The sequence below is a fragment of the Paenibacillus vandeheii genome (assembly GCF_030433635.1).
Classification (GTDB): domain Bacteria; phylum Bacillota; class Bacilli; order Paenibacillales; family Paenibacillaceae; genus Paenibacillus; species Paenibacillus vandeheii.
In genome coordinates, this window is the sequence record NZ_JAROCD010000006.1 from 409,809 (window position 1) to 426,997 (window position 17,189).

Genomic DNA, 17,189 nt, shown 5'->3' on the forward strand with positions numbered 1-17,189 from the left:
GTTTTTTATATAAACATAAAAAAACCTTTCCCGTTTCTGACGGAAAAGGTTTTCTTTTTTGTGAAATTCAGGCTTGAGGAACCGTTCCGGTGGTTTGACGTATGACCAGTTCGGGTTCAATCAGAATTTTGCTGTAGCTTTTCACTTCCCCATGACCGCGCAATACTTCAAGTAATTTAACAGCTGCCTGATATCCCATATTGCGCTCAAACTGCTTCACATGGGTAAATATGCTGAATTCCTCCACGATGGATGTCGGGTCATCGAAGCTTACAATCGATACATCTTCAGGCACCCTAAGCCCTGCTTGCTTGGCCATTTGATAGATTTGTACACCCAGTCTACCGTTAAGGGAAACATATGCCGTGACCATTCGGTTTTGGATATATCGGTACAAGGGGTGGGCCTCCGCATCCTTCAGTTCGCTTAGCGGTTGGAAATCCGTAATCATATGAGCTGGATTGATTAAAGCCCCTTTGCCTTTTAAAGCCTCAATATATCCTTCGATCCGCTCCTGAACCGTGACTGTCTGAAGGGGAGAATCCGAACAAATGGCGATATCCCGGTGTCCAAGCTCCCACAGATGCTCCACGGCTAGCCTCGTGCCTCGTCTACCATCTGCCGCAATATAATGTGTCTCCACCCCTGGCAAATAGCGATCCATCAGTACAAATGGAAAACCCGAGAGCTTCATGCCGAGGATCTCCTCGTTGTAGTTCTCCTCATCTACAGGAAAGATTAACAGACCCTCTGCCCCAAGTGCCTTCATCTCCCTGATGACGTCTTTCTCTTTATCCAGCTTGCCATGGGTAAACATGATCATGCTGCGATATCCTTGCTCGCGCAGTGCTTGCTCAATTCCCTCAACGAGTCTAATAGCAAAATAATCATGAATTGAGGGCATAATGATGCCAACCATTCCGCTAGAAAGTATCCCCTCTCTGCCCTTCATCGTGGCAACTTGCGTTGATGTCACAGAAGCACTATCGGCTTCTTCTGCTACGAAACTACCTTTCCCCGGCACACGCGCAATTAATTTTTCATTTGCTAATCCGGTCAGCGCATTGGCAACCGTAATTTTACTGACCTGAAACTGATCCATCAGTTCCTTCTCTGTCGGTATGCGATCACCGGGTTTCATATGTTCTGAAGTTATGACATGTCTGATATAGTCCTGGATTTGTTGATACAACGGAATTCGATCGTTTGTACTCATTTTGATCACATCACCAATTCATTCATAATATTTGAGATATATAATATATCCTTTCACATACAAGTGCAATAAACAAGCTGGGCTTATCTTCAGTTGTAAAGATCATTCTCCTGATATCACCCCATTTATTATGTCTGATTTCCAGGAATGATGGGAACTTTTGTCGAACCTCTTGTAAAATTATATATGAATATATTTAATATGTGTTGGATAGAGATGTGTTGATCGGCTTTCGGCCGCAAAAGGAGGATGGGTATTACGAAGGCACACGCTCTAATTTCTGACTATAACAAGGAGTGAATTCGCCATGGCTCGTAGATTCACGATTCTCTGTTTAGCCTTCCTATGCGCTTTTTCATTAACAGTCGGTGCAGCTTCCGCTTCGGAAACAGATGTACAAACAGCTAAACCTGATGGCTCCAAGCACCGTGAACTGCCAAGTTTCAAAAAGCCGAAACACCTGGATGCAGCCGACATCTATGATGCGCCAGGTGATATCAAATTGTTGCTGGGAACTTTGCAAGGAATTGTTAACAGGGAACAACCCCGAATCTATCTCATCGAATCCCAGGAAGAAGGGAAATTGACCTGGCTTAAAGATATTAACGTGCCGTACACGCTTCATCCAGATTATTGGGAGGTATTCTCTGCTTATCGCAGTGAGGTCAAAGGCATGATCGTATATGATCCCGAAGTACCTGATACGATCAATGTTGCAACCACGCTCGCAGGATTGAAGAATGCTGTTGTTGCCAGTCCCGAGCTGGCAGACAAATTGTCCAAAGCGCCTTACAGATTGAAGATTATGGATGATCTGCGGGGTAAATTCAATAGTCGGATGGATGCTTATACCTGGCAATATGAGAATCTGTGGAAGAAAACGAACCATCAGATGTTAGTCGGACTTGATCCGGATACAGCGATTCGCATCCCCGCCGGAATGCCAGAATCATTTGTGACGATTGCAGAGGAAAAGCAGCAGATCCGGGATGCAAGCAACCGTGATACGTATTCTTTGGACCTCTCCTCACTCCTTGGCAAAACTTCGGTATATTTGCGATTTGATGATGCCTTCACTCAGGATGGCTGGGGACCGGCTGTGCATGAGATTACCGTTAAGGCTGATGGAAAAGAGATTGCAACATTCGTCGCAGGAACACCGGAAGAAGAATCATTTCTTTACGACAGACAGAATTCCAAGGTTAATGAAGGTCAAGGTGGCCACCGTTTCGCCGATAATGGCAACTATTTTGTATATGAATTCAGTCCTCCTGCGGGAACTCAGAATCTGACGGCTGAGGTGGATATGTGGAACCAGTACAAAGTATCCGCGGGTAATATCCGTCCACTCTCCGCTGAGCAACGGGAACCCTATGCCTATTTAAGGGATTATGCAGTCGCGAATAAAGCGATGGTATTCTGGTTGGATTCCAATGTGCCTGAGCAAAAAGCGCTTTTCGAGAAGATCATGTCTGACGTAAAACCGGGAACTCCCTACCTCGGCTGGTTTAGCAATGATGTTGAAGGTGAGTTCAGTTCCGTTGAGATTGCTTCACGTTATGGTGTCTATGTTCTCGCTGCCGACTGGTTCAGTAACCTGACCGTTTTCTCGGGAACACAGCCTCAGCTCACTCCGGTGAAAAAATCTCCGCGACCTGCGCTGGAGAACAAAATCTATGTAACGTATACCTTTACAGAAGGCGATAATTTTCAATATAACCAGCATCGCATGCGTGTAATGTGGGATGATCCCGCAAGAGGAAAAGTTCCGATTAACTGGACTTCGAGCCCGCTTCTCTACGAGGCAGCACCGGCAATCCTGAATTATTATGTGAACACCGCAACCCCGAATGATCTGCTGATCGCAGGACCATCCGGTGCAGGATACTTCTACCCAGGGGCATGGCCTGATGCAAGCTTCCGGCAATTTTTGCAGCAGACCGAAAAGTATATGAAAAAGACAGGCATGACGATCCCTTATGTTTTGAACCGTGCAGACAGCGAGAATATACCTCTCACGCCATTTAAAGCAAGCGCTTACGAGAAGGATTATAAGGCCCCCGGCTTATTCATTAGCTATGAAGATAACTATGGTGTTGAAATTGTTGGCGACAGTCTGCCCGTATCCACGATTCGTGGGATAAGTACCGCGCAGGACGGATTACAGGTACTGAATGACGCAAAAGCAAATTGGGACGGCAAGTCCCCGTTGTTCGTTTCTCTTGGATTGCTTGCATGGAGCACGACCCCATCCGATGCCTTGGCGATCACGGAAAAGCTCGGATCGGAATTCAAGGTTGTCCGTGCTGATGACTATTTCTCCTTAATCCGAGAAAGCTACCACTTGCCCGCTAGCAAGTAATAACCATACTTACAGCGAATATGCAGACGCGTAAAAGCATCGTACCCCCGTGATGGTCGGGTACGATGCTTTTTTTCATGACGGAGCCGGTTGCCATTACAGACATCTTAAGTCAGCAGCATATAGTCTATCTCTCGGAAAGATTATATGCAGTTGACGCTGACTTCTAACGATTGTTATACCGTGACAATCCTCAATTTCAAACAGCTACTTTTTCACGGGTTTATCTGGCTTATCCACTTTGCCTGCTTCCAGCTTTGCAGCTCCCTCCAGCAGGAATACGCCGCTGAGCTGAGCAGTAAGGTCGAGCGGGTTCTGAGCAGGTTTGCCCCAAGCCTGACCAAATAATCCGTTATCCCGGCTGCCCTTCAGAAGGGCATCGGCATTACGGTAGATCGCCTTTTTCAGGCTCTTGTTATGCCCGGTTTCATACAACTCAACCATATAGCGGATCAATATGCCTTTGAACAAAGCACCATCTCCGTCACCGTCTTCTTTGAATATGCCCGTCTTCTCATCTGTTAAGGCCTTCAACGAACCGGCTGCTGTTTTCTCGGCATCTCTCAGATACGTCTTATCCCCAGTGATCCGGTAGAGTTCGACACCCGCTCCGATAAACGTGCCTTGATTGTATGTGAATATCCATGCTTCATTTACATCCAGTGTACCATCCTCACGCAGCACCAACCCATCCGCTACCAGGCCTGTTTGCGAATGAACCAGATATTGTTTCTCCCAATCGTATATCTTCTTGGCCCATTCCAGATCCCCCGTATCGCCAAAACGTTCATACAGTCTTGCAGCCAAGATGGCGGCAGGCCCGTTGGAGCACGCATTTCGGTTATCACGCTGATCCTTTTTCCAAGCCATACCACCAAGCTCATCCTCCCACCAGGCGGTCTTGATGTCATCCCACAACTCCAGAACATATCCCTTCATTTCTTCACTGCCTGTTGCATCATACAGACGAAGCCCGGCAAGCGCGAGCCATTCCATATCATCGTAGAATTCATTATGAAGTGAGCCATTGCGTGCAATGATACTGCGAACGAGTTCTTCTGCACGCTCGGTGTATGCCTTGTCTCCTGTCCGTTCGTATCCGTCCACCAATGCATCGACTGCATGAGCCTTCCACCAGTAATTCAAGGCATGCTCACCTTCTGGTGTGGATGGATAAGCATTATTCATCATTTTGGATGCATCGTTCCAGTAGTATTCATGCAGCTTCCCTTGCGCCCACTGCGCCTGATCCGCATAACGATTCTTACCGCCGCTTGTTGCCCCCATTGTAGTGACCAGAATAATACTGAGTACCAGCGTGAGGCTCACTATTTTCCTTTTGCTCATCAGATCCCTTCCCTTCTCCAATCGACTTATAACGAACGGTTCACTCGTAAAACAGGGACATTCAGGACATTCATGTATGCTCCAGCTCAGATTTCCCCTCTCCCCGAACGCGGTGTTCCTTCACCTCCTTTCGAACCAAGCCAAGGCGGCCAATCATGCTGATAGCCTGAACTATTCCTTCACAGCACCCAGAACGATACCGTGGATTAAATAACGTTGGAGAAAAGGATAAATCAGCAGAATGGGAATCATGGAGACCAGAATTTTGGCAGAGTTCAGTGTGGTGTTAGAGATTTTATTAAACTGCTGCAGCTGTTCGACCGAAAGATTCTGCATCTGATCACGTGTGAGGCTGAGCCTCTGCAGATAGGTCTGAAGTGGTATTTTGGAGCTGTCGTTGATCAGAATGATGCCGTCAAAGAAATTGTTCCAGTGCCCGACAATGACAAACAGCATAATGGTTGCCAGACTCGGCATGGAAATGGGAATGAAGATTTTGAGCAGAATTTTAAGCGGACTGGCTCCGTCAATAAATGCGGCCTCCTCCAGCTCCTTCGGAATTCCCTTGAAGAAGTTCATCAGGAGAATTACATTAAAGACTGGGACTGCTCCCGGCAGAACCAGCGCCCAGATGCTGTTGATTAACCCCAGATTGCTGATCACCATATACCAAGGCACGATTCCACCGCTGAAAAGCATCGTAAACACAATAATCCACATATATGTGTTTCTCGATCTGAATTGTGTAACGCTGCGAGATAACGGGTACGCCATCAGGATGGTCAAAATCATGTTGATGGCTCCCCCAAGCACTACCCGCTCGACGGAGATAAGAAAAGCTTTCCAAAACTTCGTATCATTCAGAATCTGACCATACGATGAGAAATTCAGCTCTACTGGAAAAAAGTAGACCCGGCCTGCATTAACAGCCGTGCTGCTGCTGACCGACACCATAATGGTATTAACGATCGGAGCCAGGGACATGAACGTAATTAGGATCAACGCAAACATAATCAACAGGCGGGATAGCCTGGAGCCGAGCGATTTGGATTGAATCATGCTAACCCTCCTAGAAAATTCTGTACCCCGCATACTTCGAAGCCAGCCTGTAGGAAATCACGATCAGAACAAAGCTGATCACTGATTTCATCAGTCCAATCGCTGTTGCAAATGAATATTGCATGTTGATCAGACCCATACGGTACACAAAAGTATCGATAATATCGCCTGTTTCGTATACCAGCGGATTATACAGGTTGAACACCTGATCAAAGCCCGCATTCAGCACATTGCCAAGGCTTAGCGTCCCCAGCAAAATAATCGTCGGGAACATACCCGGCAGCGTGATGTTCAGCGTTTGCTTCCAGCGACTCGCGCCGTCCATTGCGGCGGATTCGTACAATGCAGGATTGATCGCCGTTAATGCAGCCAGATAGACAATCGTCCCGTAGCCAAATTCCTTCCAGGTATCCGTTACAATCAGCAGCGGCCTGAACCAGTCATTGCTCGCCAGAAACATAATCCGCTCCAGGCCGAGAAATTCAAGTATGTTGTTTACCATGCCATCAAAGGAAAAGATCATGGTCAACATTGTGCCCAGAACCACCCATGACATAAAATGCGGCAAATAGACAACGGTTTGAATCGTGCTTTTGAATGCCTTTTGACGCACCTCATTAAGCAGCAGAGCGAATACGATGGGTACAATTAACCCCAGAACAATCTTCCCGACCGCGATAACCAACGTATTCACGAAGATCTGCTTCGCATCCGGCAGTTGAAACATATACGTGAAATTGGAAAGCCCTGCCCATTTGGACCCTAATATACCTTTGGCGGGAATGAACTTTTGGAATGCCATCACAACCCCGAACATCGGTACTATAGAGAAAATGAACAGCATGACCATGCCCGGCAACAGCATAAAATGATAGGTCATTTCGTCAAAGGTTTTACGTTTCTTTTTCCTCGGGTAACGCACTTTCCGCTCTGGATTAACGGCTGTCTCCATCTGTGCCATTGTCCGTTCCACCTCCATTATGTGCCTAATTGGACAGGCATTATCGGCGAAAGCCCGTGCGGAAGTCCACCATCATACTTGGCTTCCGCACCTAAGCTCACGCAATCGTCATCTGCTGCTCATCTCGTTGACTTCTTCTGTAATCTCATCGCCACCCGTACGCTTCCAAGTGTCAACAAACTTATCAAATTCATCTACAGACGCTTCCCCCATAATGATCTTGAGCATGGTTTCCTCTTCGAGCTTCTGCAGATTCGCCCACTTCAGCTTCATCGTCTCGGTTGTTCCGTAGAAGCCTGCGGGGATCACTTCCAGATTCGGGTTGTTCGCTTCACGCTGTCCCTCGATCCGGGAGAGGTATTCGCCGTAGGTGTTTGCATCAATCGCATTCCCTTTTTCTTTGAATTCTTGATAGGCCTTGAACGAAACCACTCGATCTTCCTGAACAGCGGAAGCATCTCCTGCCTCATCCGCCTTGATCAGATCATCGTAATAACGCTTCAGCACATCGTCATAATCCACTTGCATCGGAATTTGGGTAGGATCATTATTCCAGCGGCTTGCATCGGTCAGCAGCTCATCGGGATGTTCTTTCTTGTAATTGATCGCGTCCTCCGTTAAGGAGTACAGGAAATCCGTTGTTAGATTGACTGATTTCATAATCGCTTCAGGATGCGCAAAATCCTTCTTCACAACGACGATACCACCGCCCACCGGATCCTGCCGGATCGTCTTGAACTTGCCATTCTCATCCACAGGTGCAGATACGGCCACCCAGACTGCTTCCGGATCTTGCTTGATGGAATCCTTGTAGTTGGTGTAGCCGATCCACCAAGGATTAAACAGCATTCCGGCCTGTCCGTTGATGACAAGGGCTTCCTTCTCTTCATTGGAACGGACAGCAAACTGTTTATCGATCAAGCCCTCTTTATACATCGCGCTTAGCTCCGTCAGCGCTTGCTTTACTTCAGGCTGAATAGACCCATATTCAACCTTACCGTCCTTCTGTATCCAGTTCATAGGAAAGGCTCCGTGCGCAGCGAAGATTGGCGTAAAATTCATGGCATTGGAGTCCATCACCATGCCTACCGTCTTGCCCGTTCCCGAAACGTCCTTCTCCACAAACGTTCTGGCCAGATTCCATACATCCTCGACGGTTTCCGGCAGCTTCGCGCCGACTTTATCCACCCAGTCCTTCCGGACCCACAGCAATTGGTGCTGGTTTCCGATATTCGTCATGGGCAGACCCATGATTTTGCCGTCTACCTTCACCTGATTCAGCAGCAAATCTCCGTAGGAACCATAAATATTTTTAACGCCTTCGGATGCTGTCTTCTCGTACACTTCCGTCATGTCGGCAATCAGATCGTTATCCACCAGCTGATTAAATATTTCGCGGCTGACCAGCATGACATCCGGTAGGTCACCTGTGGTCATCGAGAGTGACAGCTTCTGATCCATATCATCTGTTTCCCAGGCCACCTTGGCCTTGACGTTCACCCGGTCTTCTACATAGCGTGTAGCCAGATTGTCCTCAATGGTATCGCCGGAAGGCAAGTTGTTCACATGATTGGTATTCCGGCCGATCGTAAATTCCACTGGCGTCTCGTATTTACCGTATGGTTCATAATCCTGATCTGAAACTTGGGGCTGTGCACTATCGTTATTGCCCCCGGTACATCCGCTGAATACAGCCATCATCATGCTGCCAATCAGCAGCGTAGCCATCGTTCTGCGCTTGCTCATCCTGTCATCCCCTTTATCTGATTTGCTCTTGATAACCAAATTGTATGCGTTTTCAAAAATGGCGTATATGCCACATTTTTCGGATATGTATCACTATTTTTATGACCTGCAATTTACTTATTTTCTGGATTAAAAGTTTCTAACAAGAACCAAACAAGCGGTTGCCACAGCAACCGCTTCAGTACTAACACTATGTTTTCCGTATACGTCCACACACTCATGAGGCCGGGAGGACAATCGACACTTCCGTTCCGCTGCCGGGTTCACTATGAATTTCAAGCCCGTAATCCCGCCCATAATACAGCTTAATTCGATCATTCACGTTGCGAACACCACATCCGCCGTTCTCCCCCGTTAGCAACCCTGCCGACTGCACAGGTGTCATGCCTACACCATTATCACGAACGATTAATTTAATCCCTGCCCCTACCCGGCTAACCGCAATATGGATGTGACAATCGGTCGCATCTGCCTCCACAAAACCATGCTTGATCGCATTCTCGACAATCGGCTGCAAAATAAAATGAATCACCTCGGTATGTAATACCTCGTCATGGATATGGTAATCCACGTCAAATCGACCATCGTTCATAATGAGCTGCAAATCAAGATATGCCTTAATATGCTGGATCTCAGCCTCAATCGTAGCCATATTCCTCCCCTGGTTTAGTGTTGTTCTATAGAAACGGGCTAATGCAGATACCATATAACTCGTTTCAATATCCGCCTTTTTCTCGGCCCTCCACCTTATAAATGAGAGCGTATTGTACAGAAAGTGAGGGTTAATCTGGCTAATCAACTTGTTGTACTCACTTTCCTTCTTGGCAATTTCGGCGTGGTACACCTGAGAGATCAGGCTGTTGATCCTTTTCAGCATTTTACCGATCCCGTTAGTCAGCTCACCGAATTCATCTTTGGATGAACTTCGGATTATTACATCCAGATTGTTCCGCTCCACTTTGTCCACCTTGTTCTTGATATGAATAATTCGTTGCGTAAAGTTATTGGAAATGACATAAATGAGCAGGAAGGTAATGATCAAGCTGAGGATGATGACAAACAGCGTAATTTGAAAAATGCCCAATGCATTTGCGTACGCATTGGTACTCAGCAGATTATAGTGAATCGTCCAGCCATTGTTGGCGAGCGAGCGGCTAAGACTCAGTTCACCAGACTCACCACCTTTCGATCCGGCGGTCACAGCAGCATGATCGTGGTTTTTCTGGAAAATCACATGTTGCTTCGCATCCTCAATATGAACGGCTACATGCTCCGACAGATTGTCCAGGTCTGCAAAGATGCTATCATGCTGAATGGAGATCACCATAAAATTGCTGTCTTTCGGATTGCTGATCAGTTCCTGAACGAGATAGAGCTTCTCTCCATCCACAATCCAGCGCCTGCCTCGAAATCCGTCATACCAAGCCTTGCTCTTGAGATCCCCAATAGGCAAAATATTGTTGCGAATTCCCAATAGCTCCCCGGATGTATAAAAGGTAATGGCTTCAATATCATCGTCCATCAACCGGATGTTCGAGATCAAAGGTTCCAGAATGTCCCGGAAATCGAGGTACATATGATAATAATTTTCTTCATAGTCTTTCGTAAATATTTTCGATAAATCCCGGTTAAGCACCATGAACTCACTCAGCGTATTGTACCGATTAATCTTATAATCCATAATGTTAGCCACCTGCTCCAGACTCGCTTCAGCTTCACTTCGTAACTCCTTCATCTGAATCCGATAGGACTGAATGAAGGAAAGCAGTCCAAGCAGAAGAATCGGAATGAGTGCAATGACCAGATGGGACAGCAGCAGCTTGTTTCGGAACCTGATATCATTGAATTTGCTCTTGATCCATCCGATCATGAAGCACCCCGCACTCTCTGAACTGTAACGGACTGACGCCGAACTTGATTCTGAACAGCTTGGCAAAATAAGAATGATTGTCGATGCCAACCGCCCCCGCAATATCATTGATTTTCATGTTTGAGTGAGCCAACAGATGGCTTGCGCGCTGCAAGCGATAATCGGTCAAGTATTTCGAGAAGTTTTCCCCGGTCTCTTTTTTAAACAAAATGCTCAAATACCCTGGAGATAGATACACATCGTGGGCCGCCTCCGACAATGAGATATCTCTCTGATGATTATCCTTCACATAATCCTTCACCTGTCGGATGACCTTCGATTCCATCGATTCAGGTTCAGAACCTCCGCCATAAGGATGGATCTGCGTGATATCCTCCATCACCTGGAGAAACTCGTCCCTGACCAGTGGCTTGAGCAAATAATTTACCACACCTAGTCGAATCGCACTGCGGGCATATTCGAATTCATCATAACCACTGCAGATGACAATCTTTACATTCTGCTGGGTCTTCCGTGCTTGTTTGCTAAGCTCCAGTCCGTCCATAAGAGGCATTCTAACGTCGGTGATGAGGATATCAATCGCGTTCTGAACCAGAATTCGCTCTGCTGCTTTGCCGTTCTCGGCTTCCAAAACTTGAAAGGGAAATCCGTAGTGAGAGATCCAATCCTTAATGCCTTCTCTTTGAACGCGCTCATCGTCAACAACAAGAACATTAAACATCATGACATCTCCTTTGCATGTGAAGTGCAGGAAACTTCAGGGTGGAATATCATATTATGCATTGCTATTTCCAGTCATATGGTAGTATATCATAGATTTTAGAAAGGGCTTTCAAAATGGTTTTCCTCTTCTTTTTAAGATATAGAGATCAGTGATTTAAACGCCAATGACATAAACACGATCGTGTAAAAAACAAAAAGAGCCGCCATATGGCGACTTTTTCCGTGGTGTTTTGGTTACGTGTACCTGTACGCTTACCCTTTCACCGCACCCAGCGCAACACTGCCTATAATCTGCCTGGAGAATATTGCAAAGACAATAATAATAGGCAAAATCGAGATCGCAACACCCAAATATAACAGTCCATAGTCCATTCCGTAATATCCTTGCACCAGCGCAACGAGTACCGGAAGCGGATATTTATCCAGGGAGAAAAACAGGACGAGCGGCGTGAGAAAGTTATTCCATGAACCGATAAAGGTAAATATGCCAAGAGCCGAAATGGCCGGCCCCAGAATGGGCAAGACAATCTGATTAAATGTGCGAAACTCCCCTGCACTATCCACACGTGCAGACTCAATAATCTCGTCCGGAATACTGCTCTCCATAAATTGTTTGATAAAAAATACATTAAATGCATTCGCTGCTGCAGGCAAGATGATCGCTGCATAGCTATCCAGCAAGCCTAACGTACTGAACAGACGATACATCCCGATCAGAGCAAGCTGCCCTGGCACCATCATGGTTGCAAGCAAAAATAGGAATAACCAGTTACGACCTTTGAATTTGAACTTGGCGAAGCCATATGCCGTTAGGGAACCGATATATAAGGATAACACCGTAGACGTTCCGGCAATGAAAAAGCTGTTGGCAAACCCACGCCAGATATTGATTTTGGAGGCCATGTTCATATAATTATCCACCAGAAAGGGTCCAGGCAGAAACGTAAATGTCGATGCAATCGTTGCATTGTTATGGGTGGAATAGATGAGCATGAGATAAAACGGAATGATACAGATCACAGCAAGGCTAATCAAACACAGATAAATAATAACTTTGCCCAGTGTCAGACGCCTCACAGTATCGTATTGCTGCAGAGTGACTTTTGGTTGTTCAACTGGTTTGACGGTTTGCATTTCATTTCCCCCCTCCCTATGCACGGCTCTTGCGCTTCGTCATCATGAAGGATACGACCGATAGCAGGATGATGATGATGAACAGACAGAATGCAATGGCCGCCCCATAACCAAAACGTGTACTTTGAAATGCCACATTATACAGATACATAATACTGGTCATGGCTGCACGATCCGGCCCCCCCGTTCCATTAGTCAATGTAAACGGCTGATCGAAAATCTGAATGCCCCCAATAATTGACGTGATCATCTGAAACAAAATAATTGGCCGTAGCATGGGAACGATGATATGAATGAAAATATGTTTCTTTTTCGCCCCATCCATTTGAGCGGCTTCCTGCAGAGCGGGATCAATACCCTGAAGCCCGGCCAGATAGATGACCATCGAGTAACCAAAATATTGAAAAAACAGAATAGATGAAACGATCAGTCGCATAAACCAGGGATCATTTTTCCAGTTAATTGGATCGTCGATGAGTCCAACTTGAACGAGAAAATGATTCAAACCGCCGGATTGCCAATCAAAGATCAGACTCACGAGCAGACCCAATGATGCGGCAGTAACGATATTGGGAAAGAAATAAACCGCTCTGAAAATGTCTCTTCCCTTAAGTAACTTATCATTGAGAATAAAGGCGAGGACAAGCGAAACGGTTAGCTGCGGAACTACGGAAACACCCCAGATAAAAAGGGTATTAAACAGCGTCTTGTAGAACAAAGGATCTTGCAGAACCGCAATATAGTTACCGATTCCCACAAATTCCGGCGTCGTGATCCCGTCAAAGTTGGTGAAGCTGATATAGAGTGAATACAGAATGGGGTATAGCCCAAAAATGGCGAAAAGAATGAAAAACGGAGCAATAAAATAGTATCCGTAATGGTCTTTGCGGATTGACTTGGCAAACATCATTTGTACCCCCAGTCATCGGATGATTAAAAGGCATTCGCTTACTTCTAAGCTAATCCACTTCCAGCTCCGGAAATCTCAATTTGGCATCACGCTTTATTCGTTTAACTGCTTCTTCCTGGGTCTGGATGTCGTTATTGAGATACAACTGGAGTACATTTTTGAAGATGTCATTGTTAATGATTGAATCATATTTGGTTCGCTCATATACAGGAACCTGCTTGGCCGCTTCCGAGAAAAACTCAAAATGCTTCTGCCCTCCCAAATACGCTGAAGATACAGATCCCGCAAGCTGATCATTCACGACCATATTACTTGTGAAATAATCCTGTTCCTTGGCAAGCTCGGACAGAAAATCATGATCAAAGTTATAAAACTCAATAAACTTCCAAGCCAAATCCTTTTTGTCGCTATTGCTATACATGGCAATATAAGTTCCACCGGCACTAAAAGCGGATGGCCCCGGTGCGAGACCCCATAAGCCTTCGGTATCCGGAGCGTTCGCTTTAAAGGTGTATTGCAAGGCCCAGGTCGCTCCGGGATAGAACATTACCTGGCCTTTTTGCATGGAAGCCGCATAGCCGGCACTACCATCATCGAGCTCTGCAAGCACATGCCGCTGACGAGCTTCGCGAACAAGGTCAAGTACCTTCATATAGGTGGGATCGATAACTAATTTCCCATCCTTAACCCAAGGAATGCCATCATACGAATTCGATATTGCATTCCAGTTGGCCAGGGCATGAATTTTACTTCCACTTTCCTGTTCGACCCTCTCTCCGATCTCAAATATCTTCTCCCAAGAATCAATCTGCGGTGCAACCTTCTCGGGATCGTCCGTACCCAAATATTCTTTGGCCAGATCTCTTCGATAATAAATGCCTCCTGGCGTTCCCTGATAACCGATTGCTCTAATATTTCCTTCGCTATCCTTCTCATTGGCCTGCACAAAAGCATACTGCTCTGGAATCAGCTCATTGGCGTTATACGGTGCTGCCGACAAATTCTCCAGATAAGGTACATCAATCAGTTCTCTTATATTTCCATTCTCGATCATAAACACATCTGGAGCCTTGGACGTTGTCTGAAGCGCCGACTTTAGCTTGGTGATATAGAAATTGCCCGGAATATTAACAAAGTTCACCTTGATGTCTGGATACTTCTCCTCGAATTTCTCAATGGCATAACCCGCTTCATCCGTAAAACTCCATACCGTAATCTCCTCCTGCTTGGGTTGATTCGCTCCACCCGGCTGGCAACCGGATACCATCATCACTGCGCTTACGAGTGCAATCATGGAGATATATTTAAGCTTAAAGTTCTTCATAGGCCCCCTCCTTCAAAAAGGAAACGCTTACAATTTATTTGAGTATATGGATTTTTTAGAGGGCTTTCTCACCAAATATTGCGAATCATCCTTCATATGTTGTGATATTCTTGCGATGCTTCTTGCGAAATTCAGACGGGGTGCAACCATTATATTTTTTGAAAAGACGATTGTATGAGTTCACATTGTTGAATCCATGTCCGATTGCAATGTCCAGAATGGATTCTTCGCGAAACAATAACGCCCATTCCGATTTGATGATTCGAAAATGATTCAGGTATTCCATCAGCGTGATTCCTTTAACCTCTTTAAACAGTTTACATACGTGAAACTTGCTGAATTTAATGTGCTCCGCGACCTGATTCAGCTTGACCGGCTCTGCATAATGCTCCTCAAGATATTCACAGACGGATTCCAGAAATTCAAACTTTTTGGAAGGAGTACAGGGCCATCCTGAAGTTAATGGTTCTGTAATGGGTTCCTTTGTACGTAACATGTGAACGATCAGATCATATAATCTGGCAACCATTAACCAGCGATAGCCTAGCTGTTGATCCTTCTCTTCATTGGCTAAGGCGCTTATATATTTCCCCAGATTTTTCTCCATGGAGAGCTTGGATGAGATGACCATGGTTTTGTTGAAAAGCTCCCCCAGTTCCTGGGTTTCTCTTTCCGTTGTGAAGCTTCCCGTTAACAATTCCAGCCGAAACAGTATAATGGTTAAATGATCTGTACCCGGCAAGAAGCAGTGAACGTCCCCCGGCTTAATAAGCAGCACGTCTCCATGTTCGAGGTCAAACACATGGCTGTTGACGCCAATTCTCGCGCTTTTCCCATTGACTACAACCAATTCAACCTCTTCATGCCAGTGTGCGGCAAAGTTAAATTGCTCATCCGTATGAATTACACGGATTGGAAAACCTTCCGTCATATGACCTGTTTCAAGAAAAGTAGGTACACCCATCGAATCACCCTTTCCTCATTTCCAGCTAAAAAAACATCTAAGTAACCTTATTATGCATCATGTATAGCTGTCCCTTCTAATTGAGCTTAAAAAATAGTCAAAATTGTAATGGATCAAAACCAAAAAAATAAAGTCGCCTGAAATGGCGACTTCTTAAAAAGGAGTTGATGCAGATATTGTCATTTCGCTTCGAAAGACATTTTTATTAGTCTTTCTTCTACTTGATTTCGAATATCCTGATCCAAAATTCCGACTCCAAAAATCTCTGAAAACCATAGCCCATCTGTGGCTAATTTGATAATAGCAGCATTCACGGGATCAATGCCATCATTTAAAATATCTTCTTGAAGAATGTTATTTTTTTTATTGTATGCTGCAAGTAATTCCGGCTTCGAGAATAACACGGCCAAAAGCGCTGTGCTCAAAGCTGCCGTCGTTTTCGAATCATGGAAGGTCGTTTCGATATATGCCCTGCTCCATTTCCCGGCTTCGTTTATGCTTTCCCTTGATTTTTGCTGTAGTTCCGAGAAAAACGTATCCCCAAATTCCTCGATCATGGCTGTAACGATTGCTTCTTTATTGGGAAAATGATGAAGCAATCCTCCCTTGCTTACTCCCGCATGTTTAGCTACAGCTTCCAACGTTAATTTTTCCATACCCAGATGTTCGACAATATATGAAGCTGATGCCAAAAGCTCATGACGCCTTGAATTACTTCTCAAAAGATAACCTCCTTCATATACGTTTATTTATGACTGACTTGCGTTTGATGATTTGACGGGACTTTTGGATAAGTTTAAAAGCACTACTCCCCCAATGACCAAAATGAGTCCAATTCCCGACAGAATGTTAAAAGGATCGTGCCATAAAATGACGCCAAGCAAGGCGGTTAATGCTGTCCCTGCACCTGCCCATATGGCGTATGCCGTGCTCAACGGAATTGTCTTCAAACACATCGTCAAAAAATAAAACGACAACGTCATGCCCACAACAAGTCCAATCGAAGGTAGCAGATTCGTGAATCCTTCCGACAATTTTAACATGGTTGTACCGAAAACCTCAGTAATGATGGCAATGCCCAGTGCAAAATAAACTTTCATTGTTCATCCCCCTCTCTTGATCAGCTATGAGCTAATTTCATAATCACGACCCCAGCAATGATTAAAATTAAAGCTGAGATTTTTCTGATGTTCACACTCTCTTTATAAAATACAATTCCAACGAGTGCCGTAAGAGCAGTCCCCACACCCGACCACGTTGCATATGCGGTACCTAGCGGAATGGTCTTTAAAGCTAAAGAAAGACAAAAAAACGCTGTACCCATACCCAAAATCAGTCCTAATATCGGAAGTTTCTTTTGGAAGCCGTTTGATAATTTCATCATGGAACTCCCAAAAACTTCGGATACGATCGCCAAACCCAATAAAAAATATGCAGCCATGCATTCATTCCTCCTAACGCAAAGTAGCGTAATTTAACCCCTATTTAACTATACCGTCTGGACGGTTTTTTTGCAAAGTTTTTTATAACATCTTCATACTTGACATTATTGATGATCTCATGCAACTTTGGT

General features: G+C 45.3%; 15 protein-coding genes. 1 reads left to right on the top strand and 14 read right to left on the bottom strand.

Translation table 11 applies throughout. From position 1 onward, the window contains the following. Positions 1–67: 67 nt before the first annotated feature. Entirely contained in the window at positions 68–1,216 is a 1,149-nt protein-coding gene (locus tag P5G61_RS14380) for a GntR family transcriptional regulator (protein WP_301247166.1), read from the bottom strand. Positions 1,217–1,523: 307 nt separating this feature from the next. Between P5G61_RS14380 and P5G61_RS14385 the strand changes: the two genes are divergently transcribed. Next, positions 1,524–3,578, top strand: coding sequence for a GxGYxYP domain-containing protein (locus P5G61_RS14385; RefSeq protein ID WP_301247167.1), 2,055 nt, complete (start codon positions 1,524–1,526; stop codon positions 3,576–3,578). A 207-nt stretch (positions 3,579–3,785) separates the two neighbouring features. Here the strand turns inward: P5G61_RS14385 and P5G61_RS14390 are convergent, their stop codons facing one another. From P5G61_RS14390 to P5G61_RS14450, 13 genes are all read right to left on the bottom strand, one after another. Continuing rightward, positions 3,786–4,925: a glycoside hydrolase family 76 protein gene (locus tag P5G61_RS14390; RefSeq protein WP_301247168.1), complete on the bottom strand. Its 1,140-nt coding sequence runs from the start codon at positions 4,923–4,925 to the stop codon at positions 3,786–3,788. A gap of 171 nt (positions 4,926–5,096) precedes the next feature. Next, entirely contained in the window at positions 5,097–5,984 is an 888-nt protein-coding gene (locus tag P5G61_RS14395) for a carbohydrate ABC transporter permease (RefSeq protein ID WP_301247169.1), read from the bottom strand. A gap of 10 nt (positions 5,985–5,994) precedes the next feature. Then, the gene (locus tag P5G61_RS14400; protein WP_435874170.1) at positions 5,995–6,945 is read right to left on the bottom strand and encodes an ABC transporter permease; all 951 of its coding nucleotides are present in this window, start codon (positions 6,943–6,945) and stop codon (positions 5,995–5,997) included. 108 nt (positions 6,946–7,053) lie between these two features. Then, entirely contained in the window at positions 7,054–8,691 is a 1,638-nt protein-coding gene (locus tag P5G61_RS14405; RefSeq protein WP_301247170.1) for an extracellular solute-binding protein, read from the bottom strand. A gap of 217 nt (positions 8,692–8,908) precedes the next feature. Further along, positions 8,909–10,561, bottom strand: coding sequence for a sensor histidine kinase (locus tag P5G61_RS14410; protein WP_301247171.1), 1,653 nt, complete (start codon positions 10,559–10,561; stop codon positions 8,909–8,911). After that, a complete protein-coding gene (locus tag P5G61_RS14415) occupies positions 10,530–11,282 on the bottom strand; it encodes a response regulator transcription factor (RefSeq protein ID WP_301247172.1) in 753 nt (250 codons plus the stop codon). Before P5G61_RS14415 ends, P5G61_RS14410 begins: the two co-directional genes overlap by 32 nt. 254 nt (positions 11,283–11,536) lie before the next feature. Continuing rightward, complete coding sequence (locus P5G61_RS14420; RefSeq protein ID WP_301247173.1) at positions 11,537–12,418, bottom strand: carbohydrate ABC transporter permease; 882 nt, start codon at positions 12,416–12,418, stop codon at positions 11,537–11,539. A 16-nt stretch (positions 12,419–12,434) separates the two neighbouring features. After that, positions 12,435–13,325: a carbohydrate ABC transporter permease gene (locus tag P5G61_RS14425; protein ID WP_301247174.1), complete on the bottom strand. Its 891-nt coding sequence runs from the start codon at positions 13,323–13,325 to the stop codon at positions 12,435–12,437. Between the two features lie 52 nt (positions 13,326–13,377). Beyond that, entirely contained in the window at positions 13,378–14,652 is a 1,275-nt protein-coding gene (locus P5G61_RS14430) for an ABC transporter substrate-binding protein (protein ID WP_301247175.1), read from the bottom strand. An 85-nt stretch (positions 14,653–14,737) separates the two neighbouring features. Then, on the bottom strand, positions 14,738–15,616 hold the full coding sequence (locus P5G61_RS14435; RefSeq protein WP_301247176.1) for an AraC family transcriptional regulator: 879 nt from the start codon (positions 15,614–15,616) through the stop codon (positions 14,738–14,740). A gap of 179 nt (positions 15,617–15,795) precedes the next feature. Beyond that, a complete protein-coding gene (locus tag P5G61_RS14440; protein WP_301247177.1) occupies positions 15,796–16,338 on the bottom strand; it encodes a TetR/AcrR family transcriptional regulator in 543 nt (180 codons plus the stop codon). A gap of 27 nt (positions 16,339–16,365) precedes the next feature. Next, positions 16,366–16,716 (bottom strand): DMT family transporter, encoded by a 351-nt coding sequence (locus P5G61_RS14445; RefSeq protein ID WP_301247178.1) that lies wholly within the window; start codon positions 16,714–16,716, stop codon positions 16,366–16,368. A 20-nt stretch (positions 16,717–16,736) separates the two neighbouring features. Next, a complete protein-coding gene (locus P5G61_RS14450) occupies positions 16,737–17,057 on the bottom strand; it encodes a DMT family transporter (protein WP_053782246.1) in 321 nt (106 codons plus the stop codon). Between the last annotated feature and the right edge of the window lie 132 nt (positions 17,058–17,189).